Source organism: Pseudomonas sp. PvP025, assembly GCF_017832155.1.
GTDB lineage: Bacteria > Pseudomonadota > Gammaproteobacteria > Pseudomonadales > Pseudomonadaceae > Aquipseudomonas.
This window is the reverse complement of record NZ_JAFIBJ010000001.1, coordinates 1,387,134-1,409,779: the sequence shown is the minus strand read 5'-3', so window position 1 is coordinate 1,409,779 and position 22,646 is coordinate 1,387,134. Positions and strand designations below refer to the sequence as shown.

Genomic DNA, 22,646 nt, shown 5'->3' with positions numbered 1-22,646 from the left:
TGCTTGCGCCATGGCCAATCCCCTCGACGATCCCCTGTATTACCTGCACAACTTCCGCCAAGTGCTGCATTGGCTGGGGCAACGCTATGCCGATTTGCTCGACGCCGACGAAGAGCATTTCATTCAGCAATTTGACAGGTTGCCGCAGCCGTCCCAGGCGTTATTGGTGCGCATGGTGATGCGCAAGGGTGTGCATTTTCGCGCGGGCAAGCTCAATTATCTGGAGATCGGTTGCCCCCATGCGGCGGCGGCGCCGTTGCTCGGGCTGGGCTGGGTGGAGGATCAGAGCCCGCTGGAGTTTGAGGTGCTGTTCAGCGTGCTGCAAAAAAACGAACTGCTCGCGGCGTTCAAACCCTGGATCGAACACCCCAGAGGTAACAAGGCCGACTGGCTGGAACAGCTGGCCGCGCAGTTCCCCGACAGCCGCAGTTTCGCCCAGTGGTGCCCGGCGCTGCCCGACACGCTCTACAGCCTCACCGTGATGCAGTTGTGCGACCGCCTGCGCCTGATGTTCTTCGGCAACCTGCACCAGGACTGGTCCGAGTTCGTGCTCGCCGACCTGGGCATTCATACCTATGAAAAAGTTGCCTTCTGCACTGAATCCCGGGGCCTGCGCAGCCGCGATGACGTGCACGGCTACTTGTTTTTGCACCAGTGCCAGCAGGCTTTCGAGACGGGCGAAGCCGTGGATGAGGTGCTGGAGCAGATTGCCACGCTGAAAACCGACAACCCCTGGCTGGAAAAGCGCCGCGCCAAGCTGCTGTTGCAGATCGGCCAGCTGTGCGAGCGCAGCGCCGAACTGGCGCTGGCCGAGCAGATTTACCGGGCATGCAGCCACCCCGGCGCCCGCGCGCGGCTGATCCGCGTGCTGGAACGCCAGGAGGCCTACGCCCAGGCCATGGCCCTGGCGTGTCTGGCGCAGCAGGCACCGCACAGCGCGGCCGAGCAGCAACACCTGCTGCGGGTGCTGCCGCGCCTGCGCCGCAAGCTGGGCGAGCCGGCGCTGCCCAAGGCCCGGCCGCGGCCAGTCACGCGCCTGGACCTGGCGCTGGCGGTGCCGACGCCGGTGATGTCGGTGGAGTACTGCGTGCAGGCGCACCTCAGTGAGCCTGACGCACCGGTGCATTACGTGGAAAACGGGCTGATCAACTCACTGTTCGGCCTGTTGTGTTGGGAGGTGATTTTCGCGCCGCTGCCGGGGTCGTTTTTTCACCCGTTCCAGCGCGGGCCTGCGGACTTGCACAGCGAAGACTTCCATCAGCGCCGTGCGCCGCTGTTCGCCGCGTGTTTCGAGCAATTGCAGGATGAGCGCTACAAAACCAGTATCCGCCAGCGCTATGTGGAGAAATGGGGCATCCAGTCACCGTTCGTGTTCTGGAACCTGCTCAGCGACGAGTTGCTCGAACAGGCGCTGACCTGCCTGCCCGCCGAGCACCTGCGCTACTGGTTCGAACGCCTGCTGCTGGATATTCGCGCCAACCGTGCCGGGATGCCGGACCTGATCCAGTTCTGGCCGGCGCAGAAGACCTACCGCATGATCGAGGTCAAGGGCCCCGGCGACCGCTTGCAGGACAATCAATTGCGCTGGCTGGAATTCTGCGGCGAGTACCAGATGCCGGTCACCGTCTGCTACGTGCGCTGGGCGGAGCAGCCCGCTTGAGCTACAGCGTGGCTGTGCGGGCGCTGTGTGAGTTCACCGCCAAGGTCGGCGACCTCGACCTGCGTTTTACCCCATCGCCCAGCGCCCAGGAAGGCATCATCGGCCATCGCACGGTGGCGTCCCGGCGCAGCGCGCATTACCAACACGAAGTGGCCCTTGAGGGCGAGTACCAGCAGCTCAAGGTGCGGGGCAGGGCGGACGGCTACGACCCCGACAGCAATCGCCTGGAAGAGGTGAAGACCTACCGTGGCGACCTCGATGCCCAGCCTGCCAATCACCGGCTGCTGCATTGGGCGCAGGTCAAGGTGTACGGCTGGTTGATGTGCCAGAAGCTGGGGCTGAGCGAGATCAATCTGGCGCTGGTGTATTTCGATATCGTCGGCGAGGGCGAGACCCTGCTTAGCCAGCCCTTCCAGGCGGCGCAACTCGAAGCGTTCTTCAATCAGCACTGTGCGCTGTTCCTCGACTGGGCGCGCCTGCAAATGCAGCACCGCGAAGCCCGTAATCAGGCGGCGCAAACCCTGGCCTTCCCCCATGCCGCGTTTCGCCCCGGCCAGCGCGTGCTGGCCGAGACGGTGTACAAGGCGGTGAGCACCGGCCGCTGCCTGATGGCCCAGGCGCCGACCGGCATCGGCAAGACCGTCGGCACGATTTTCCCGCTGCTCAAGGCCCTGGGGCCCCAGCAACTGGACACGCTGTTCTTCCTTACCGCCAAGACGCCTGGGCGCAAGCTGGCCCTGGATGCCGCGCAGGTCTTGTACGACAGCCACCCGGAGTTACCGCTGCGGGTGCTGGAGCTGGTGGCGCGGGACAAGGCCTGCGAGCACCTGGACAAGGCCTGCCACGGCGAATCGTGCCCGTTGGCCAAAGGCTTTTATGATCGCCTGCCCGCCGCCCGCGCCGCCGCGTCCAGCGTGCGCCTGCTCGATCAACGCAGCCTGCGCGAAGTGGCCCTGGCCCATGACGTGTGTCCTTATTATCTGAGCCAGGAAATGGCGCGCTGGAGCGACCTGGTCGTCGCCGACTACAACTACTATTTCGACTTTGCCGCCATGTTGTTCGGCCTGGCCCAGCTCAACCAATGGCGGGCCGCCGTGCTGGTCGACGAAGCCCACAATCTGGTCGAACGGGCGCGCGCGATGTACAGCGCGAGCCTCGACCAGTACACACTCAAGACCTTGCGCGACACGGCGCCGGAGCCCTTGAAGAAGCCCTTGCAGCGCCTCAACCGTGAATGGAATGCGCTGCACAAGGACCAGGTCGCGCCGTATCAGGCCTACGGTGCTCGGCCGGAAAAACTGCTGCAGGCACTGAGCCTGTGCGTCGGCGCGCTGGGCGACTACTTCAACGAGCGTCCCGAGGCCCTCAGCGGTGACCTGCAGGCCTTCTATTTCGAGGCGCTGCAATTTGCCAAGGTGGCGGAGCTGTTCAACGAACACTTCATCTTCGATATCAGCAAACGTCAGCTCAGCGGCAAGCGCAGCAGCTCAACCTTGTGCCTGCGCAATGTGGTGCCCGCCCAATTCATTGGCCCCAGGCTTACCGCCGCGCGCAGCAGCGTGCTGTTTTCCGCGACCCTGAGCCCACGGCATTACTACGCCGACCTGTTGGGCCTGCCGGCGGACACGGCCTGGGTGGATGTCGAGTCGCCGTTCAAGGCCGAGCAGTTGCAGGTGCACATTGTCGAGCGTATCTCCACGCGCTTCGTGCATCGCCAGGCGTCGCTGGCGCCCATCGTCGAGTTGATTGCGCGGCAGTTCACCGCGCAACCGGGTAACTATCTGGCGTTTTTTTCAAGCTTCGATTACCTGCAACAGGTCGCCCAACTGATGGCCGAACGGCACCCGCAGATTGCCCTGTGGCTGCAATCGCGCGGCATGGCCGAGGCCGAGCGCCAGGGGTTTCTCGACCAGTTCACCCATCACAGCCAGGGCATTGGCTTTGCCGTGCTGGGCGGCGCATTCGGCGAAGGCATCGACCTGCCCGGCGCGCGCTTGATCGGCGCGTTTGTGGCGACCCTGGGCCTGCCCCAGTTGAATCCGGTCAATGAGCAGATGAAGCTGCGCATGGGCGCGATCTTCGGCGCCGGGTATGACTACACCTATTTGTATCCCGGCATTCAGAAGGTGGTGCAGGCGGCGGGCAGGGTGATTCGCAGCCAGCAGGACCGGGGCGTGGTGATGCTGATCGACGACCGCTTTGGCGAGGCGCGGGTGCGGCAGTTGTTGCCCAGGTGGTGGGCCGTGCACGCCAACGGGGTCTGATGGTTTCAGGCAGCCATACTCCTGTGGTGAGTGGGCTTCCTGTAGTGAGTGGGCTTGTTGTGGCGAGCAGGCTTGTCCTGCGTTGGGCTGCGCAGCAGCCCCAAAGCCAGGCGCTGAGCCGTATCAGGTACACCGCGTTTTGCTCGATGGGGGCGCTGCGCACCCCAACGCGGGGCAAGCCCGCTCGCCACAATAAGCCCGCTCGCCACAACAGCCCGCTTGCCACAGAGCGCTGCGCAGCCTCCCTTTCAGACCACTTCCAGGTAGGAACTTTGGATGGATCGGGCCAGTTCGCGCACGGTGTCGATGAACTCGATCAAGCGCATATGCAGGCCGTCCTCCAGAATCTCGTCGATGCCGGTGTAGCGCAGCCGCGCCTCGAACTCCGCCGCCAGGCGTTGCGCGGTGCGGCCGTAGCTGCCGGGCAGGTCAGCGAGGATCTGGCTCAGTTCCTCGATACAGGCGTGCAACGAGCGCGGAACGTCGCTGCGCAACAGCAGCAGTTCGGACACCGAGCGCGCGTTGAGGGCATTCGGGTACAGCTCGGTATACGCCTCGAAGGACGACAATGCGCGCAGCAGGGCGCTCCACTGGTAGTAGCCGCGTGCCGACAGGTCGCTGACTTCTTCGGACTCTTCGCCGAACATCTCGTAGCGCGCATCCAGCAGGCGCAGGGTGTTGTCGGCGCGTTCGACAAAGGTGCCCAGGCGGATGAAGCGGTAGGCGTCATTGCGCATGATGGTGCCCGAGGTGGCGCCGCGAAACAGGTGCGAGCGCTGCTTGACCCAGTCGCAGAAGTGGCTGATGCCATGTCGTGCGAGGCCGCCGGCGGCGATGCTGCGCATTTCCAGCCAGGTGGCGTTGAGGTTTTCCCACATGTCGGCGGTGATGCGCCCGCGTACCGCATGGGCATTGCCGCGTGCGGCGCGCAGGCAGTTGTAGATGCTGGCCGGGTTTTCTTCGTCGAGGGCGAAGAAGTGCAGCATGCGTTCGGCGTCCAGGGTCTGGTGGCGCTCCAGGTAATTTTCCAGGGTGCCGCTGCTGAGCAGCGACATGGCCAGTTCGTCCAGCCCGTCACTGCGCCCGGCCTGGGGCATCAGCGACAACGAGTAACTGACTTCGAGCATGCGTGCCAGGTTTTCGGCGCGCTCCAGGTAACGTGACATCCAGTACAGATCTGCGGCGGTTCTACTCAGCATATTCAGTCCTCCACCACCCAGGTGTCCTTGGTTCCGCCGCCCTGCGACGAGTTGACGATCAGCGAGCCTTCACGCAGCGCCACCCGCGTGAGACCACCGGGCACCAGACGGGTTTCCTTGCCCGAGAGGACAAAGGGGCGCAAGTCGATGTGCCGGGGCGCAATGCCGTTTTCGACGAACGTGGGGCAGGTGGACAGGCTCAGGGTCGGCTGGGCGATGTAGGCATGGGGGCGCGCCTTGATGCGTTGGCGGAAGTCCTCGATCTCGGCGGCCGTGGACGCGGGGCCCACCAGCATGCCGTAGCCGCCGGAACCCTGGGTTTCCTTGACCACCAGCTCGCCGAGGTTCGCCAGCACGTGGGACAGTTCATCAGGCTTGCGGCACTGGAAGGTCGGCACGTTCTGCAGGATCGGTTCTTCGTCCAGGTAAAACTTGATCATCGCCGGCACGTAGGGGTAGATCGACTTGTCGTCGGCCACGCCGGTACCGATGGCGTTGGCCAGCACCACGTTGCCCGCGCAATAGGCGGCCACCAGGCCGGGCACGCCGAGCATGGATTCGGCGTTGAACGCCTGCGGGTCGAGGAACGCGTCGTCGATGCGGCGGTAAATCACGTCGACGGCCTTGGGCCCGTCGGTGGTGCGCATGAATACCTTGAGGTCGTGCACGAACAGGTCGGCGCCTTCCACCAGTTCCACGCCCATTTCCCGCGCCAGAAAGGCATGCTCGAAAAACGCACTGTTGAAGCGGCCAGGGGTCAGCACCACTACATTCGGGTTGTCGAGGCGGCTGGAACTCTTGAGGGTCTTGAGCAGCAGGTTGGGGTAGTGGTCCACCGGCGCGATGCGCTGTCTGGCGAACACTTCAGGGAACAGGCGCATCATCATCTTGCGGTCTTCGAGCATGTAGCTCACGCCGCTGGGGGTGCGCAGGTTGTCTTCGAGCACGTAGTAGGTGCCGTCGCCGTCGCGCACCAGGTCGACGCCGGAGATGTGCGAGTAGATGCCGCGGTGCAGGTCCAGCCCGACCATTGCCTTTTGATAGCCTTCGTTGCCCAGCACCTGTTCCGCCGGAATGATGCCGGCCTTGATGATGCGCTGGTCGTGGTAGATGTCGGCGAGGAACATGTTCAGTGCATTGACGCGCTGGATACAGCCGCGCTCGATCACGCTCCACTCGCTGGCGGGAATGCTGCGCGGGATGATGTCGAAGGGGATCAGGCGCTCGGTGTCCTGTTCATCGCCGTACAGGGTGAACGTGATCCCTGCGCGGTGAAACAGCAAATCTGCCTCGCGGCGACGCTGGGCCAGCAGTTCCGGCGGCGTATTGGCCAGCCAGCGCGAGAAATCCTGGTAATGCGCACGGCACTCGCCGTTCGCGTCATTCATTTCGTCAAAGAAAGATCGAGCCATTCCGATACCTTGTCAGTGCCCAGGGGTGCATGGGTGGCACTGCCGCTTTTAAAAACGCATTTTTTATATGAGCCCGTGGCGCAGGGTGCCAACAGGCCTGGTCCTTTCTTTCTGGTGGGGGGGCTCTGGGTCGGGGGGTAACGCTTGCTCCTGTTTACGGGCAGATGAAAGGGTTAAGCAATGCATGTGCCGAAATGGCCTTCAGGCGCCGATTACTTGTGGCGAGCGGGCTCGCCCTTTAAGCGCAGATTCCCTGTGGCGAGCAGGCTTGTCCTGCGTTGGGCTGCGCAGCAGCCCCAAAACCAGGCGCTGAGCCGTATCAGGGACACCGCGTTTTGCTCGATTGGGGGCGCTTCGCACCCCAACGCGGGGCAAGCCCGCTCGCCACGGTGCCCCGTTCGCCATGATAGAGCGTTCCACTCTCAGATCGCTCGCGCAGTGCTCTTTAATGGTGCGTAACTAACTTGAACTTCGCCCACGCTCGATTCTTCTAATTGGCATTCGACAATCTGCGGAGTACCGTCGTGCCAACCATCATCTCGCCCGATACCCCGGAATCGGCCCTGACCGACCACAGCGAGCACAACGCCAAGATCTTCGGTTCGCCCAAGGACCGGCTGGACTTCTACCGCCGAGAAATCCAGTACGAAACCACCATCCTCGCCAACCGCACCGATGCCTACCTCACCGCGCAGTCATTCCTGGTGATCGCCTTCGTCTCCGGCATGGGCAACCTCAATCCGGAGTGGGGCAAGCTGTTTACCCTGGTGGTGCCGGTGTTCCTGGTGGCGCTGGGTATTTTGAGTTCGCTGAATGCCTGGCCCGGTATTCGCGCGGCGTATGAAATCATCGACCACTGGCACTATAAGCAGAGCGAACTGCTGCGCAGCGAGCCGGTGATGGGCATGGCCTACGATGAGTCGCCGCTGTTTTCCGAAATGGAGTCCTCCCACAAGGGCTATCGCAAGTCGCTGTTGTTCTCCATGCGTGCACCCTGGCTGTTCATGGTGTTCTGGCTGGTGCTGGGCATTTATGCGTTCTATATCCAGGTCGACAATCCGATCCGCTGAGCACTCGGAAGGAACTTCGCTCGTCGGCGCGGCGCCTTAGTTTTACGCAGTACAGATTTCCCTCAGACCTGCGAAGAGGTGCCCCATGAACACCAGCGACGACCCGCAAACCAGCAACCGTAACGACCCGGCCATCGATGGCGGCGAGCCGGCCCCAGGCAGCGCTGTCAATGCGCCCAAGGATCCAGCGGCTGCCAGCGACCCCAAGGCAAAGGAGAACGAGTTCAGCCCGGATTTCGAACCCGAGCCCGAGCACAAACCTGAAACCGATGCCGATATCGATACTCAGGGCGGCTAGAGGAGAACGTCATGTCAAAAGAACTCGACCTGGAAGACGACCCCAACGATCCGGGCAACGAAGACCCGGGCTCGTTGATGGACGATGCCACCGCGCCGCTCAAGGAGGATGCCACTGTGCCTCTCAACGATCTGGATGACGCGGCAGACGTCGGCAATACTGAGCGTCAGGACTGACCCTTCGCCCTGGCTCGTCGTTCATACCATGCCAGCATTGGCTGGGTACTCAGGCCATGCACGACGATGCTCAGGGCAATCACCGATACGGTAAGGTTCACCGCCACGGCGCTGCTGGTGCCGATCAGCCCATGGTTGAGGGCGTAGAACAGGTAGTAGATGCTGCCGATGCCGCGAATCCCGAACCAACCCATCAGGCCGCGTTGCTGGCGGTCGACCAGGCTGCCCCAGGGCATGGCGAATACGCTGACCGGGCGAATCACGCAAAACAGCAATGCCGCCACCAACAGCGCGCGCCAGTCCCAATGGCTGACCAGCACGATGCCCAAGACGGTCACCAGAAACACTTCCATCGAGCGTTCCACCAGGCTGCCGAACGAGAGCATGTCGCCCATCATCACGCCTGCCGCAATCTGCGTATCGGCCAGTTCACTGACGTCGCCTTGCAGGGCACGCTCCGGCTCCACTTCCAGGTGACCGACCACGGGCAGTGCCAGGTGCTCGGCGGGTGTCCTGGCGTTGCCGGTGGATTTGAGTTCGGCTTGGCGCAGGCCGAGCCCGGCAGCGAACACCGACAGAAAACCGTAGCCACCGATCGCTTCGGCGACCACGTAGGCCAGTGCGATCAGCGCCAGGGTCAGGTAGTCATTGGGCGACAGGGTGCTGTCGTCGTGGGTGATGCGCAGCCACAAGGTGACGCGGCCGATGCCCCGGCCCATCCAGTAACCCACCAGCAACCCGGCTGGCACTGCCCAGATCAGATTCTTCAGGACCCAGCCGCCGAGCCAGTCGCCGTCAAAGCCGCCATGCTGCATGAACAGCAGGCTGAAGATCACGAAGGGGAAGGCCGTGCCGTCGTTCAAACCGGCCTCGCCCGAGAGGCCAAAGCGCAGCGCGTCGTAGTCCTGGGCATTGTTGACCTGTACCAGGCCGGCCAGCACCGGGTCGGTGGGTGCCAGGATTGCCCCCACCAGCAATGACACACCCCACGACAATTGCAGCAGGTAATGCAGCGCCAGGCAGGTGCCGAGGATGGTCAGCAGCATCACCGGTCCGGCCATGCCGAACGCAGTGCGCCAGAGGCGATGGCTGAGCGGAAGGCGCAGCTTGAGGCCGCTGACAAACAGCGAAAACAGCACGGCGACTTCGGTCAGGTGTTCCATCCAGCGCGCGGAACCCTTGATGTCCAGGTGCAACAGGTCAACCCCCAGCGGACCAATCGCGACGCCCAGCAACAGGCACACCGCCGAGGTGGTCACCGGCATCCAGCGCAGGTAGGAGGAGGTGAGGGCGAGGGTGAGCAATACGGCGCCGAGTACGGCCAACCATAGAATGAATGTCATCGAGCGCGTTCCGGGCCGTGGTGTATGCAGGTTGGAGGGCCGCGCCCGGGTGCGGGTTCAAAGTGATTCCATTCACTTTGAGGGATGAGGCAGGCTCAGGCGGCGCGACGCCTGATGCTGGACTCCAGGGTGCTGGAAGGCGTGAACACCATGTCGTAGCCGCCGCCGTCATCCATGAAACGTTGAATGCCGGCCTGCTGTTCCCGACCCAACGTATAGACGTTAGCCGTGCCTGCGGTGGCAGGCTTCAGCCTGGTGCCACCTAAGGCGTGGTCCAGCGACAGAGAGTTGGAGTGGTAGAGGTACAATTGGCCGTCGGGGGCTTTTTGAATATAGGCGGCGTGCACGATTTTGTCCTTGTTATAGCCGCGCCGGCTGACAAAGGTAACGATGCCTGATTCGGTAATGTCGGCTGCATTAAAGCTGCTTTTCAGAGTGTCCGGACGGATTTGCATCATGCGGTAATAGGTCTGTGATCCGCCATTGAGTACTTCGGGAACGATCACCTTGAACGCCGTGTCAGTGATCTTTCTGTCGGCCTGGGCGGCGCGTAACGCAGTCGCATAACAAATGTCCAGTTGGGTGCTCTTATCCAGTTTTTTATACAACGTCTTCATGTTTTCGCAGAGTTCACCGCTGGAAATCACCTTGGCCTGAAAGTTCTCTAGCGGCGGCCCGAAGGGTTTTTGCGTGGCTGGGTTGATGGCATGCCATTGACCGGTCGCTTCGTCCAATTTCGCCAGTGCCCCGACATCACTTGCGCCATTGACCCCCTTGAGTGTGCCTTGGGCGATATTGGGTTTTTTCGCCAGTGCGGCCACATCAACTTTCGTCAACCCTGCCAGTAGCTTTTCCGCGCTGGAAACGCCCCGGCGAGCGAGGTTGATAGCCCCCCGGGCCAGTTCATCCAGACCGCTCAGAGGATTGAGCGTGCCTACCGCTGCACGGCCGAGGATCTTGCCCGCACGGGCGATTTTGGACAGTGCCGAGGCTCCAACTGACAGGGCTTTCGTGACCTTGGCCGTGGCGCCAAGGCCGACCGCGAAGCCAAAGATATCGAACGCCAGGTCAACGAAACCTTCGAGCGTTTTGCCCTCGATGAAATGCTTGATCGCCGACCGGAACGGGATCAGGTTGAGCGCAATCTCTTCGATGATGCGGTAAGTGGGCACTTGCGTTTCAAAGGTTGTCGCACCTTTGGCGTAGCGCTTTATCGCAGGCAGTTCCATGTCTGCGATGACAGCCTCGGCAAGGTAGCGGGTTCTGTCACTGGCGTAGCTGTAGGGTGTGCCGTGTTCACCTTTTTTTTCATCCGTCAATCTGGAGGGATACTCACCACCGGGCGTTATGACGTCGTATCTTTTTCCTTTGGAAGGATGCCAACTGTCGGTGGGCTGGCGCTCCTTGTAGACCTTGCCTGGTAGTTGGGTGATGGTGCCCTTCAGTCGATTGATTGCATAAGTAACAGATGTACCGTTGCGCACGGTTTCGACCAGTACAGTGCCTTTTTCAACGGGTAGGGGATGATCGTTTCGCCAGTAGTCGATTTCCGTACGGACGGTTATTTTTCCAAACTCAAGATTCTGCCGGTCTTCCAGTGGCAGGTTTGAAACCAGGGTTTTTATTTGCGCCGCAGTCGTCTTCTTCACCGCGTTGGCGTAATCGGTAAATGCCGTTTCGAAAAGCTGTCGCGGGGAGGGCAAATCCTTGATTTTTGCCAGTACCGCCTTGATGTCGATTCCTTTTGACAACGCGTTCCAGGTGCCGCGAGTAAAGTCGTCGCCAATCGGTATTGATATCACCCCGGGTATGAATTTCAGCCAAGACAGCCCAACCGTTAAATTTCCATCCGGCGCTTGTCGCAGGAAGCGGCCATCGATAAACAGATCCAGTATCGAGTAAGGGCCTGGGAAGTCCTTGTTGGAGGGTTCGAGCTCAATGCATTTCGCTTCGAACAGTTTCGGGTCCATGTCCGGCAGCGCTTTTTTCAATTGCTCCAAGGCAAGGGCGCTGGCTGTCGGCATTTGCGGGACTTGCGTTTCTGCGGCTTCGCGCAGTTCGCCAATCTGGTTGTTGAATGCGTTACACACTTCGGTCAGCGCGCTTTCGGTTACCGGATAGCCCAAGCCATTTGCAACAGCCCAGTCCTTGATCGCGTCTTGCTGGGCGGCGTACTCGACCTGACGCTCGTGATCGTTAATCGGCGCAGCGCTGGCATGCAGCATGATCTGCGCATAGCTCATCCCTGCCGTTGTTCCAGGTGCTTTCGCTTCGATACGGGCAACCGCTGTGGTGAAGCTGACCCAGCTATGAGCACCTACTTTCACTTGTTTGGGGATGTCGTTGACCAGAAACTGTGGCGCTAGTCTGGCCAGTTGCAGGTGAGCCCTGATGGTTGCCGTCTCGGCGGATTCGGCGTTGCCGTTGGCGAGCAGGTATTCAGCCAGCTCCTTGACGATGATTGAGGGTGTCTTGTCGGCGTTTTGCGCGGTGACCAGTGGGAAGCCCTCGATATGGGGCTGCGGGGAGTGAGTCGTCACGCCTTCGATGTCGCTGCTGCTCTCCAGGTTCAGGGCTGCCAGCAGCCAGTCGCTGGGGCTGCCCTTGATGGCGAGCTGCTCAAAAAAGGCTTGAAGCGCTTCGCCCAATGCCTTGCCCTTGGGGGACCTGAGCAAGTCATTGAGCAGCCGCCGCGGATCGCGCAGCTCTTGCGGGGAAACAGGCCTGTCGCGCAGCAAATGAGTGAGAACGGTGTCATCGTGAAATACCCTCACAGTGCCGAGTCGAGCTGAGTGGATAACCTGCTTGAGTTGACGCTGTCTGTCCTGCTCAAGGGGTTGGGGCCAGGCCAGCGCGCCCCCCAGGTTGCCATGGATGGGTGAGGTGAGGGCAGGCGTTGCCAGTGCGGTCGCCAGGTTCTCTAACTGCTGGTGATTCGTTGGAATGTTCCAGCCGTGGTCCTTGAGCAATTTCACAAGGCTGACCCGGTTCGTTTTGCCGGTTCTATCCGGATAGTAGGAGGCGTGTTCAGAGAGATAAACGTGCTTCTTTAACTCGTTTTCAATCTGCCCGTGATAGTCGATGCCATTTTTCACGGTGTTCGCCACGTATTGCAGCGTGGAGGCGGCAACGTGGCGGGTATGGATATCGGCCAGCGCTGCTTTCTGCTCGAAGAGTGCATCTTCACTACGCGCGCTGATCAACGCTCGGCGTGTGTTCGGGTCGAGTGGCCTGAAGTTCTGATCGCGCTCGATGGTCTGCGCGCGTTGACGCCTTTCGAACGGTGTCGACCCGTTGGGCTGTTGATAAAAACGTCCGACGATCCACCACGGAACCGGTTCATCGACCTGGGTGACAGGTGGCTTGAAGGCGGTTCCCACTTCGAGTAAACGCGCAGCTTCGATAATGGGCCCGCTGACTGCGCGCCAATGAGCATCGTCTTGCCCTGCCTTGTGCGGTTTTCCCTTGACCATGAAGGCGATTTCGCCCGTCTGTGGGTCGAGCGTGATCGAGCTGCGGTTGATACCGTGGTCTTGAATCCACTGGCGCACATCGGTGGACTGGAACGCGTCACGTAGTTGGCCCCACCACTGGCCGAAGGTGGAGTGGGGCGGCACGTGATTGATGGTGGGCGTGGTGCTGCTTTGGGCGGCAACAAGGAGCGCGTTGCGGTATTGCATGGCCAGTTCGCGGTCGCCGTCGGCGCGGGAAGTGCCAGGTTCGGGGGGCGCCTGGGCGTCGCGCTGTTGTCTGGAAAGTGGTTGCCCGGAGGCGGTTGGCAGGGCAGGTAATGGCTGATTGAACGCTGGGGTGAGAGTGGAGATACGTTGCATGAAGAGGCCTTTTTTGGGCTGAGAGGCTACTAACCTTCTGTTGCCCCGGTCACGTTATTGATTCCCTCGCGCTATCGTGCATTAGATGACATTGTGTTTCGATTCAGCCATGCGTGGTTTCAGGCGAGCTCATTCCTGTGACGAGGCCGCTCACCTGATCGGGCTGCGTAGGCTTACTTCATTCTATCCAGCAATAACCGCTCCAGCGTCTCCACCGGCAACGGTCGGCTGAACAGATACCCCTGAATCTGGTCGCAGCCGGCCTCTTTCAGGAACGTCAACTGCGCCTGGGTCTCGACGCCCTCGGCGACCACCCGCAGGTTCAGGCTGTGGGCCAGTTCGATGATGGTGCGCGTGATCGCCGCATCCTGCGGGTTGGTGGTGACCTCACGGATGAACGCGATATCGATCTTCAACGTATCGATGGGAAACCGTCGCAGGTACGCCAGGCTTGAGTAGCCCGTGCCGAAGTCGTCGATGGAGATTTTTACCCCCATGGCGCGCAAGCGTTGCAGGGCGGCGATGGTGTGCTCGGTGTTTTCCATCAGTGAGCTCTCGGTGAGCTCCACCTCCAGCCAGTGTGCCTCCACTCCGGTGGTGACCAGGGTGCGCTCGATATCGGCGATCAGGTCACCCTCAATCAATTGATGGCCGGACACGTTGACCGACACCTCCACCGCGCCTATGCCGTTGAACTGCCACGTGGCGATCTGTTGGCAGACGCGCTCGATCACCCAGCGGCCCACCGGCACGATCAGGCCAAGGTCTTCCAGTACAGGAACAAACACGGCAGGTGAGACCGGGCCATAGCCAGGCCGATCCCAGCGCAGCAAGGCCTCCAGGGCACAGACTTCGCCGTTGGCCAGCTCGACCTTGGGCTGGTAGTGCAGGGCGAACTCATTGCGTTCAACCGCTGCACGCAGGGCGTATTCCAGGTCCTGGCGGGCCAGGTCATGCACGTTCATCTGCGCGTTTGGACTGGTGTGTTTCAGCAACTGCTGTTCGAGCATCAGGTTGTGCTGTCTGAGCTGATCGCTGTGGGCCTTCAGTCGCAGCAGATTGCGCACCCGCAGCCACAGCTCCAGGCGCTCCACCGGCTTGGTGATGAACTCCTCGGCACCGCTTTGCAGGCCGTTGACCCGAGCCTCGGATTCGCTGAGCGCCGAGAGCATGATGATCGGGATATTCGCGGTGACGGGATTGCCCTTGAGCTGGCTGGCCACTTCGTAGCCGTCCATGCCGGGCATCATGACGTCCAGCAACACCAGGTCGGGCGGGGTGCTGGCTATCAGGTGCAAGGCCTCTTCACCGCTGGCGGCGCTCAGGGTCAGGTAGCCCTCGTGGTGCAGCAGGGTTTCCAGGAGTTTGCGTATATGAGCGTCGTCATCAACGATCAACAGCGTTGCAGGTGAGCTGGCCATGGAGAGGACTCATGCTAGAGGTGTAATGGACGGGTTCAGCAGGGTGTCGATCACCTGGTACAGCTCCTTGTAGCGCAGGGGTTTGATCACATAGGCGTCGCAGCCGGCCAGGCGGGTTTTTTCCCGGTCCTCTTTCATGGCCATGGCGGTGAGGGCGATCACCGGGATATGCGCGGTATGTGGGTCTTGCTTGAGCAAGCGTGTTGCCGCCAGGCCGTCCATGCCAGGCAGTTGAATGTCCATCAGAATCAGCGCCGGTTGTAGCTCGCGCGCCATGGTCAGGCCGCTTTCGGCGTCGGCGGCCCACAACACGCTGTGGCCGGCATTCACCAGCAGCAGACGAGCCAGGCGCATGTTGGCTTCGTTGTCTTCGACGATCAGGATTGCGGCCATGTGGCCTCCAGAGTCCGGCGCAGCGGCAGCCACACCACAAAGCGCGCACCGAGGCCTTCGCGGCTGGCCACGGCGACGCTGCCGCCATGCAGGTCGGTCAACTGCTTGACCATCGCCAGGCCAAGACCTGTGCCTTCGAATTTGCGCGCCAGGCTGCTGTCGATCTGGCTGAAGGCTTTGAACAGCTTGCCCATGTCGTCCCTGGCAATACCGATGCCGGTATCGCTGACGCTCAGTTCGAGAAACTGTGTGTGCGAGCCGGGCGGCAACGCAAAGTTGTGCACTGGCCAGTCGCCGGGCACCAGACCGACCTGATCGCGGCTGACTTCGCGCACGGCCAGGGTCACCGAGCTGCCGTGCTCGCTGAATTTGACCGCGTTGGCCAGCAGGTTGTAGACGATCTGTTTGGTCTTGCGCAGGTCCAGCTCGAGCCAGCCGAAGTCGTCCGGGCTGTCGAGTTTCAACTGGATACGCTGCAGCGCGGCTTTTTCGCGCACGATCAACAGACTGTTGGCGAGCAAGCCCGACAGTTCAACGGCTTCCAGCTCCAGGTCCATCATCCCGGCCTCGACTTTGGACAGGTCGAGAATGTCATTGATCAGCGACAGCAAGTGCTGGCCGCTGGTAAAAATGTCGCCGATGTATTCACGCTGGGTGTCGCTCATGTCGCCCACCAGCCCATCCTTGAGGGCTTCGGAAAAGCCGATCACCGCGTTCAACGGCGTGCGCAACTCATGGGACATGGTGGCGAGGAATTCGGACTTCATGTGGCTGGCGTGTTCCAGCTCCAGGTTCTTTTCTTCGAGGGCGCGTTCGAAGCCTTTGCGCTCGGCTTCTTCCTGCTTGCGCGCGGTGTTGTCGGTGCCGATCAACAGGTAGCCGATGATCATGTCATTGCGGTTGCGTAACGCTGTCACCGAGACCATGGCTGACAAGCGACTGCCATCCTTGCGGATATACGTCAGCTCGTAAATGTCTTCGATACCCCGCGAGGCCTTGAACACCAGCGCCTCGAACCCTGGTGTGATGGGTGTGTCGAGCTCCAGGCTGAGCGCGGCGGCGCGAGTGATCAGCTCGGCCGGGTCAGAGATGTCGGCAGGGGTGATGCGGTTGACCACGTCGGCGGCGGCATAGCCGAGCATGCGTTCGGCACCGACGTTGAAGATCTGGATCACGCCTTTTTCATCGGTGGCGATACTGGAGAAATACGCGCTGTTGAAAATGGCATCCTGCAGCGCGCCGGTCTTGAGCAGGGTTTTCTGACGTTTGAATTCGACGATCTTTTCGGCGCGCGATTGCGACGGTGTGGGTGGCGGTGTATCCATCGCTTGGGCGTTCCATGCTATTGAGGGCCGACACCGAAAACGCCGATGTCGCAGAGCATGCTCACAGAAGATCGCCTGAGGGCGATGATGAGGAGATGAGGTCTTTGGACAATAGCAGAGATTATGGCGTTTTGATGGCCGAAAGCGCTTTGCTGGAAATCTTTCGCCCTCAATCGAATGGAATGACGCTTGCGGAGCTGCTTTGTGCGCCGTACTTTTGCACAGCGAAGACACGCATGGGGCAGAGGTCGATGAACCTTAGACCGGCGATATCGTCGCCAGTAGGCCGATACCAATGGTCAGTACCAGAAAACCGAACAGAAAAAGTGCCATCTTGGTCATGAAGCCTCCGAGAAGTTGGGCGACAGAAATGTCGGGTTGGCGCCATTGTCCCTCTGCAGGCGTTTTCGGTACAGAGGCAGCTGGCGAATATAAAACCGTATCAGATTGCGATTTGTCGTATGAGGCAAGGGTTTTAAAGAGGTGACTGTTTACCCACCGGTTGAGACAGCCAGCCGATTTGCCCCTAAGATGGCGCCCACGCAATCAACAATAAAAGTGGGCCAACCCTGCGATGGAAAGACGTCAATTCAGCGGCGGCATGAAAGGCAAGAACCTGCGTTACCTCAACGAAAATCCCGGGCAGTTGGCCTCGGTCGCTCGCGTCGGCTTTCTGTTGCTTGAACACTTTTCCCTGCCGGCATTCACCCAGACCCTCGATACCCTGGTCACCGCCAACCTGCTGCGCCCCGAGTTGTTCGCCTCGCGCACCTTCGGCTGGGGTGAGGGCGAAGTCATCAGTGACCTGGGCCTGGTGATTCGCCCCGACGCTGTGCTTGATGCGGCGGCGTTGCATGACCTGGACCTGCTGGTGATCTGCGGCGGCTTTCGCACCGAGCTCAAGGCCAGCGAAGACTTCACCCATCTGCTGCGCAGCGCCGCCGAACAAGGCATCAGTCTCGCCGGGTTGTGGAATGGCTCCTGGTTTCTGGGACGCGCCGGGTTGTTGCAGGGTTATCGCTGCGCAATCCACCCGGAGCACCGGCCGGCACTTGCGGAAGTGTCCAAGGCGGCCCAGGTCACCAGCGAACCCTTCGTGATCGACCGCGACCGGCTCACCGCCTCCAGCCCTTCGGGCGCCTTCAATATGGCGCTGGACTGGATCAAGAGCCTGCATGGCAAGGCGCTGGTTGAAGGTATCGAAGATATTCTGGCGTTCGAGGAGTCACGCTATCGGCGCATCAAACCGACCGAAAACGTCTGCGTCAGCGCGCCCCTGCGCGAAGTGGTCAAGTTGATGGACGCCAACCTTGAGGAACCCCTCGAACTCGACCAACTGGCCGTTTACGCCGGGCGTTCCCGGCGTCAGCTCGAACGGCTGTTCAAGGAGCAATTGGGCACCACGCCGCAGCGCTATTACATGGAACTGCGCGTCACCGAGGCGCGACGCTTGTTGCAGCACACCGAGTTGTCACAGGTGGATGTGCTGGTGGCGTGCGGGTTTGTATCGCCGAGTCATTTCAGCAAGTGTTACAGCGCGTATTTCGGATATCGCCCCTCCAAGGAGAAGCGGTTGGTGAAGTAGGGCAGGCCTACTGTAGAAGGACTCTGGTTGCGAATTTCACTGGGTCCAAATGTGGGAGGGGGCTTGCTCCCGATAGCTGTGTGACGGTGTACATATCCGTTCCTGCGGTAACGGCGGCCTAGGGTTCCGCCCTTACGGCGGGTCACTTTTGTAAAGGCACAAAAGTAACCAAAAAGCCTCCGCCCCACCACTCGGCACCTCGCCTAGGCTCGGTGTGCCCGAATACAGGCTTGAATCCGTGGGCCGCCGCCACGCTCCAAAACCTGCGTTCGGCCAGCGTGTTTGACGGGGCGCCTAAGATCAAGATCAAAAGCGCGGCGGCCTGAGAGCCGACCGGAATGGTTTGCGAACTCTGTACAAAATGTGGGAGGGGGCTTGCTCCCGATGGCGTCGGCCCAGCAAACATTGATGTTGAAGACCCACCGCTCCCACAGGGGAGCTGCGTTTAACTGACTGGTATTAGTGCAAGCCCGCTTGCCACAGAAAGACCCGCTTCCAGGATTTGATTCTGATTTTTAACCCTCAGAACCGTGAAAGACGATACGACGCCCATTGCGGGACGTTTTGATGAGACAGCATTTGCCCAATCATCTGTGCTGTCACCGCGGCCTGGGTCAGCCCCAGATGCTGGTGACCGAACGCGAGCAGCACCTTGCCCCCACAGACTTGATCAATGATCGGCAGCGAGTCCGGCAGGGACGGCCGAAACCCCATCCAGGGGGTCGCGTTGTGGCGGTTCAAGTCTTTGCGGAACAGGCCCTGGCTCAGACGGTACAGTTGCCATGCGCGTTCCATGTTGGCGGGGCGGTCCAGTCCGGCGAATTCCACCGTGCCGGCCAGGCGCAGGCCGCCGTTCATGGGGGTCATGATGAACTTGCGCTCCAGCGAGGTGACCGCCAGCGGCAGCCTGCCGTGCTCGTGGGGCAGCATCAGGTGGTAGCCGCGTTCCGTGTCCAGCGGGACTTTCTTGCCGGTCAGGGCCTCCGTCAGTTTGGCGGAGTGGGCGCCGCAGGCAATCAGGACCTGCCGTGCGGTGAGGGTTCCCTGGTCGGTCGCCAGCGTGACGCCATCGCCTTCAATCCGTCCATCGAGTACCTTGCGCTGGATAAAACGTACACCGTTGGCCTTGGCAGCATTAACCAGAGCATGCACCACCGTGTAGGGATCGATAAAGTGCCCGGTGCCCGGAAAAAACAAACCGCCCTGGATGCGCTCACTCAACTGCGGCGCACCCGCCCGGACCGCATCGCCCGGCCAGAAGGTCACCGGTACGCCGTGTTGCTGCATGCGCTGTTGCAAGGCATCGATGGCGTTTCGCGAATCGGCTCGCTCGAATACCAGCAACGAGCCGTCGTTGCGCAGCAGTTGTGGCTGTCCGATGGACTCAAGCAGGCGGCGCCAGGCGTCCAGGCTGCCTTCATTCAGGGCCCGAAGACCTGCCACTGTGCGTCGATAGGCGTCCGGCCGCAGGTTGAGCAGCAGCCGGGCGAACCAGGGCAGGGCGCGGGGCAGGTATTTCCAGTCCAGGCGCAGCGGGCCCGTGGGGTCCAGCAGCATCGCGGGCAGGCGTTTGAGGATCGCCAGGTCGGCGATCGGAAACACCTGCTCGGTCGCAAGATGGCCGGCGTTGCCGTACGAGGCGCCCATGCCCGGTTCCTGCGCGTCGATCACCTGCACCTGGCGTCCTTGCCGCGAGAGTTGCAGAGCACAGGCAACACCGATGATGCCGGCGCCGACGACAGTGATGTCTGGCGGGGGGTGATCGCACATGACCTGTTCGCTCCTACACCAACACCTCGGCCGTCCAACTGGCATACCAGTTGCGGAACAATGTGTATTGCTGCTCGGCATAGCGCCGCTGGGCATCGCTGAGCTCATCGGTCTCGTTGAAGTGCAGCGCGTAACCCTGGTCCCCGTTGAGCACCATCAGGTGCTTGTAATACAGCACCAGGTCGCAGCCTTCATCGAAGGAAGACAGCACCGCCAGCGCTGTTTCCAGCTCGCGGGCCAGGCGAGCGGCCTTGGCGTCGCCCAGGGCGGCCTTCTGGCTCAGCGCCACCAGTTGCAGCACTTCCCGTGGCAACGCGTTGCCGACGCCGGTGATGGCCCCGGTGGCGTTGCAATTGACGAAGCCATGCACCACTTGGGTGTCGACGCCGACCATCAGGGTCACGTCGTCGTCCTGGGACGTGATGTTCTCGGCGGCGTAGCGCAGGTCGGCGGCGCCGCCGAATTCCTTGAAGCCGATCAGGTTCGGGTGCTGGCGGCGCAGCTCGAAGAACAGCTCGGCACGCGTTGCGAAACCGTAATAGGGGCTGTTGTAGATCACCGCCGGCAGGTTCGGCGCTGCATTGAGGATCGCTGCGAAGTGGGCCTTTTGCGCGGTAGCGGATCCGCCTCGGGAGAGTACGCGGGGAATCACCATCAGGCCCTGGGCGCCGACCTTGGCGGCATGCGCTGCATGGGCCACGGCCTCACGACTGTTCACCGCGCCAGTGCCGACAATGGTTGGCACCCCCGCGGCCACCAGGCGCGCCACGCCTTCCTGACGCTGGGCGTCGGTGAGCAGCGGCCAGTCGCCCATCGAGCCGCAGTACACCACGGCGCTCATGCCGATATCGATCAGCTCGCGGCCTTTGGCGACCAGCGCGTCGAAGTCGGGCGTGCGCGCGGCGGTGCAGGGCGTCATGAGGGCAGGGATGCAGCCGCTGAAGATGTTCTGGGTCATTGTCGCAACTCCTTGTGTCAGACGAATAGGGTCGGGGCGCAGATGCCCCAGGCAAAAGGGTCCTGCTCGTCGATCAGCAGTACGCTGTCGGCGGTCACGTAGGCGCGGCCGGTGATGAACGGCCGCACCTGTTCGCCATCCCATTCATAACGGCCTTCGAATTGGCTGCCGGTAATACCGGCCTGTAACCAGATGTCGCCTTCGGCGAGTTTCCCGTCGGCGGCCAGGCAGGCGAGCTTGGCGCTGGTGCCGGTGCCGCAGGGCGAGCGGTCGTAGGCTTTGCCTGGGCACATGACGAAGTTGCGGCTGTCAGCCTGGGCGTCATCGGCGAACAATTCGACATGGTCGATCAGCGCACCTTCCGCCCCGTGAATGCCCTGATCCTGGAGGGCCTTGAGCAGCGTCCAGGTGTAGTCGCTGAGCGCGTCGACATGGCTCATGTGCAACGCCTGGCCGTGGTCCGAGACCAGGAAAAACCAGTTGCCGCCCCAGGCGATATCGCCATGTACCACGCCATGGCCAGGTACCTGCACCGCAACCTGTTTGCGGTAGCGCCAGGCGGGCACATTGCGCAGAGTAACGGCGCCGTTGGTGTGCAGCGTGGCGGTTACGCTCCCGACCGGCGTGTCGATGAGGTGGTCGCCCGGGCCGATATGGCCGAGAAAATGCAAAGAGGTTACCAGGCCGATCGTGCCGTGGCCGCACATGCCGAGGTAACCGGCATTGTTGAAGAAGATCACCCCGCAGGTGGCACCCGGCGTTACCGGCTGGCAATACAGCGCGCCCACCAGCACATCGTTGCCGCGCGGCTCCAGCAGGCAGGCGCGGCGCCATTGATCATGGTGTGCGCGCAGGTTTTCGAGCTGGGCGGCCATGGTGGTACCGGCCAGTGCAGGAAAGCCGTTGAGGACCAGGCGCGTGGGTTCGCCGCCGGTGTGGGAGTCGATGACATGCAATCGTTTCATGGAGCGCTCCGTCAGTGCACGTTGCCGGGAGAAGTCATGGCCGCGTCTTCTTGTGACTGGCCTAGCCTGAACGGGTCGGCCGCAAGCCGATTGATGTTTTGCGCAACTGTGGATGACGATTTCGGCACAATGGCCGTGCTCGACAGCGCCTTAGGCATGGGGCAATCTGCTGGACTTCGACGTATGAAGGGGCGGTCAGATTCATGATGCACAGCGCGTTTGCGAACCTTATCCAGGGCTGTCGCCCCCAGAGCATCGAGCACTTGCTGGCTGGCGTGGCGCAACTGTTACCGCTGCTGGATGTGATCCCCAATGCGACGATCTTCATCAAGGACAGCGATGCCCGCTACGTGCTCGCCAACCGCACGCTGGTGCAGCGTTGCGGCCTCAGGCAGCTGCAGCCGCTGTTGGGCAAGACCAGCGCAGAAGTGTTTCCCGCGCAACTGGGCCCCGGCTATACCGAGCAGGATCGGCGCGTATTGCAAGCCGGCGTTGTGCTTGAAGACCAGCTCGAATTGCACCTCTACGGCACTCGCGAGCCCGGCTGGTGCCTTACCCACAAATGGCCGCTGTACAACGATGTCGGCCAGATCATTGGCCTGGCGGGTATTTCGGTCGATCTGCAGTCGGCGAGCGAATCTCACCCGGCCTACCAGCGGTTGGCGGCGGTCGACGAATACATTCGCGCACATTTTCACCGCCGTGTAACCCTTGTGGAACTGACGCGCATCGCCGGAATTTCCGTGGCGCAGCTGGAGCGCTACTGCAAGCGCGTGTTCCAGCTTACGCCCCGGCAGATGATCCAGAAGGTGCGCCTGGAGCATGCTCATCGACTGTTGCTGCATTCCGAGCTGCCGATTACCGAGGTGGCGTTGCAGTGTGGGTACACCGATCACAGTGCATTTACCCGCCAGTTCAAATCCTCCACCGGCTTCACCCCGAGGCAGTATCGACAGGCCTCGGAGTGAGATTTC

General features: G+C 61.5%; 17 protein-coding genes. 7 read left to right on the top strand and 10 right to left on the bottom strand.

Annotated elements, in window-relative coordinates; genetic code table 11:
- Positions 1–10: 10 nt before the first annotated feature.
- Positions 11–1,660 carry a VRR-NUC domain-containing protein gene (locus tag JOE32_RS05680; RefSeq protein WP_209990359.1) on the top strand — a complete coding sequence of 550 codons (1,650 nt, stop codon included), beginning with the start codon at positions 11–13 and terminating at the stop codon, positions 1,658–1,660.
- On the top strand, positions 1,657–3,924 hold the full coding sequence (locus JOE32_RS05675) for an ATP-dependent DNA helicase (protein ID WP_209982176.1): 2,268 nt from the start codon (positions 1,657–1,659) through the stop codon (positions 3,922–3,924). Before JOE32_RS05680 ends, JOE32_RS05675 begins: the two co-directional genes overlap by 4 nt.
- A 248-nt stretch (positions 3,925–4,172) precedes the next feature.
- Here the strand turns inward: JOE32_RS05675 and JOE32_RS05670 are convergent, their stop codons facing one another.
- The gene (locus JOE32_RS05670) at positions 4,173–5,123 is read right to left on the bottom strand and encodes an alpha-E domain-containing protein (protein WP_209982174.1); all 951 of its coding nucleotides are present in this window, start codon (positions 5,121–5,123) and stop codon (positions 4,173–4,175) included.
- A gap of 2 nt (positions 5,124–5,125) precedes the next feature.
- Positions 5,126–6,535, bottom strand: a complete 1,410-nt coding sequence (locus JOE32_RS05665; RefSeq protein WP_209982173.1) for a circularly permuted type 2 ATP-grasp protein — start codon at positions 6,533–6,535, stop codon at positions 5,126–5,128.
- A 524-nt stretch (positions 6,536–7,059) separates the two neighbouring features.
- On the opposite strand from JOE32_RS05665, the gene JOE32_RS05660 reads away from it, so the two are divergent.
- The 3 genes from JOE32_RS05660 (at position 7,060) to JOE32_RS05650 (ending at position 8,079) form a co-directional block, all read left to right on the top strand.
- A complete protein-coding gene (locus tag JOE32_RS05660; RefSeq protein WP_209982171.1) occupies positions 7,060–7,605 on the top strand; it encodes a hypothetical protein in 546 nt (181 codons plus the stop codon).
- Between the two features lie 85 nt (positions 7,606–7,690).
- Positions 7,691–7,903 carry a hypothetical protein gene (locus JOE32_RS05655; RefSeq protein WP_209982169.1) on the top strand — a complete coding sequence of 71 codons (213 nt, stop codon included), beginning with the start codon at positions 7,691–7,693 and terminating at the stop codon, positions 7,901–7,903.
- Between the two features lie 11 nt (positions 7,904–7,914).
- Entirely contained in the window at positions 7,915–8,079 is a 165-nt protein-coding gene (locus JOE32_RS05650; protein WP_209982167.1) for a hypothetical protein, read from the top strand.
- Here the strand turns inward: JOE32_RS05650 and JOE32_RS05645 are convergent.
- The 5 genes from JOE32_RS05645 to JOE32_RS05625 form a co-directional block, all read right to left on the bottom strand.
- Entirely contained in the window at positions 8,070–9,422 is a 1,353-nt protein-coding gene (locus tag JOE32_RS05645; RefSeq protein WP_209982165.1) for a sodium:proton antiporter, read from the bottom strand. The two genes, JOE32_RS05650 and JOE32_RS05645, sit on opposite strands and share 10 nt — an antisense overlap.
- A gap of 95 nt (positions 9,423–9,517) precedes the next feature.
- Positions 9,518–13,255, bottom strand: a complete 3,738-nt coding sequence (locus JOE32_RS05640; RefSeq protein WP_209982163.1) for a hypothetical protein — start codon at positions 13,253–13,255, stop codon at positions 9,518–9,520.
- Between the two features lie 173 nt (positions 13,256–13,428).
- A complete protein-coding gene (locus JOE32_RS05635; protein WP_209982161.1) occupies positions 13,429–14,676 on the bottom strand; it encodes an EAL domain-containing response regulator in 1,248 nt (415 codons plus the stop codon).
- Positions 14,677–14,685: 9 nt separating this feature from the next.
- Complete coding sequence (locus tag JOE32_RS05630; protein WP_209982158.1) at positions 14,686–15,069, bottom strand: response regulator; 384 nt, start codon at positions 15,067–15,069, stop codon at positions 14,686–14,688.
- Positions 15,054–16,394 carry a PAS domain-containing sensor histidine kinase gene (locus tag JOE32_RS05625; protein ID WP_209982156.1) on the bottom strand — a complete coding sequence of 447 codons (1,341 nt, stop codon included), beginning with the start codon at positions 16,392–16,394 and terminating at the stop codon, positions 15,054–15,056. Before JOE32_RS05625 ends, JOE32_RS05630 begins: the two co-directional genes overlap by 16 nt.
- Positions 16,395–16,995: 601 nt before the next feature.
- Here JOE32_RS05625 and JOE32_RS05620 point away from each other — a divergent pair.
- Entirely contained in the window at positions 16,996–17,979 is a 984-nt protein-coding gene (locus JOE32_RS05620) for a GlxA family transcriptional regulator (protein ID WP_209990357.1), read from the top strand.
- Between the two features lie 522 nt (positions 17,980–18,501).
- Here JOE32_RS05620 and JOE32_RS05615 read toward each other — a convergent pair.
- The 3 genes from JOE32_RS05615 to JOE32_RS05605 are packed head-to-tail and all read right to left on the bottom strand — an operon-like array spanning position 18,502 to position 21,672.
- Positions 18,502–19,749 (bottom strand): FAD-dependent oxidoreductase, encoded by a 1,248-nt coding sequence (locus tag JOE32_RS05615; RefSeq protein ID WP_209982154.1) that lies wholly within the window; start codon positions 19,747–19,749, stop codon positions 18,502–18,504.
- Positions 19,750–19,762: 13 nt separating this feature from the next.
- Entirely contained in the window at positions 19,763–20,707 is a 945-nt protein-coding gene (locus tag JOE32_RS05610) for a dihydrodipicolinate synthase family protein (RefSeq protein ID WP_209982151.1), read from the bottom strand.
- A 17-nt stretch (positions 20,708–20,724) separates the two neighbouring features.
- Entirely contained in the window at positions 20,725–21,672 is a 948-nt protein-coding gene (locus JOE32_RS05605) for a 4-hydroxyproline epimerase (RefSeq protein WP_209982149.1), read from the bottom strand.
- 203 nt (positions 21,673–21,875) lie between these two features.
- Here JOE32_RS05605 and JOE32_RS05600 point away from each other — a divergent pair, with 203 nt between their 5' ends.
- A complete protein-coding gene (locus tag JOE32_RS05600; protein ID WP_209982147.1) occupies positions 21,876–22,640 on the top strand; it encodes an AraC family transcriptional regulator in 765 nt (254 codons plus the stop codon).
- Positions 22,641–22,646: the final 6 nt, after the last annotated feature.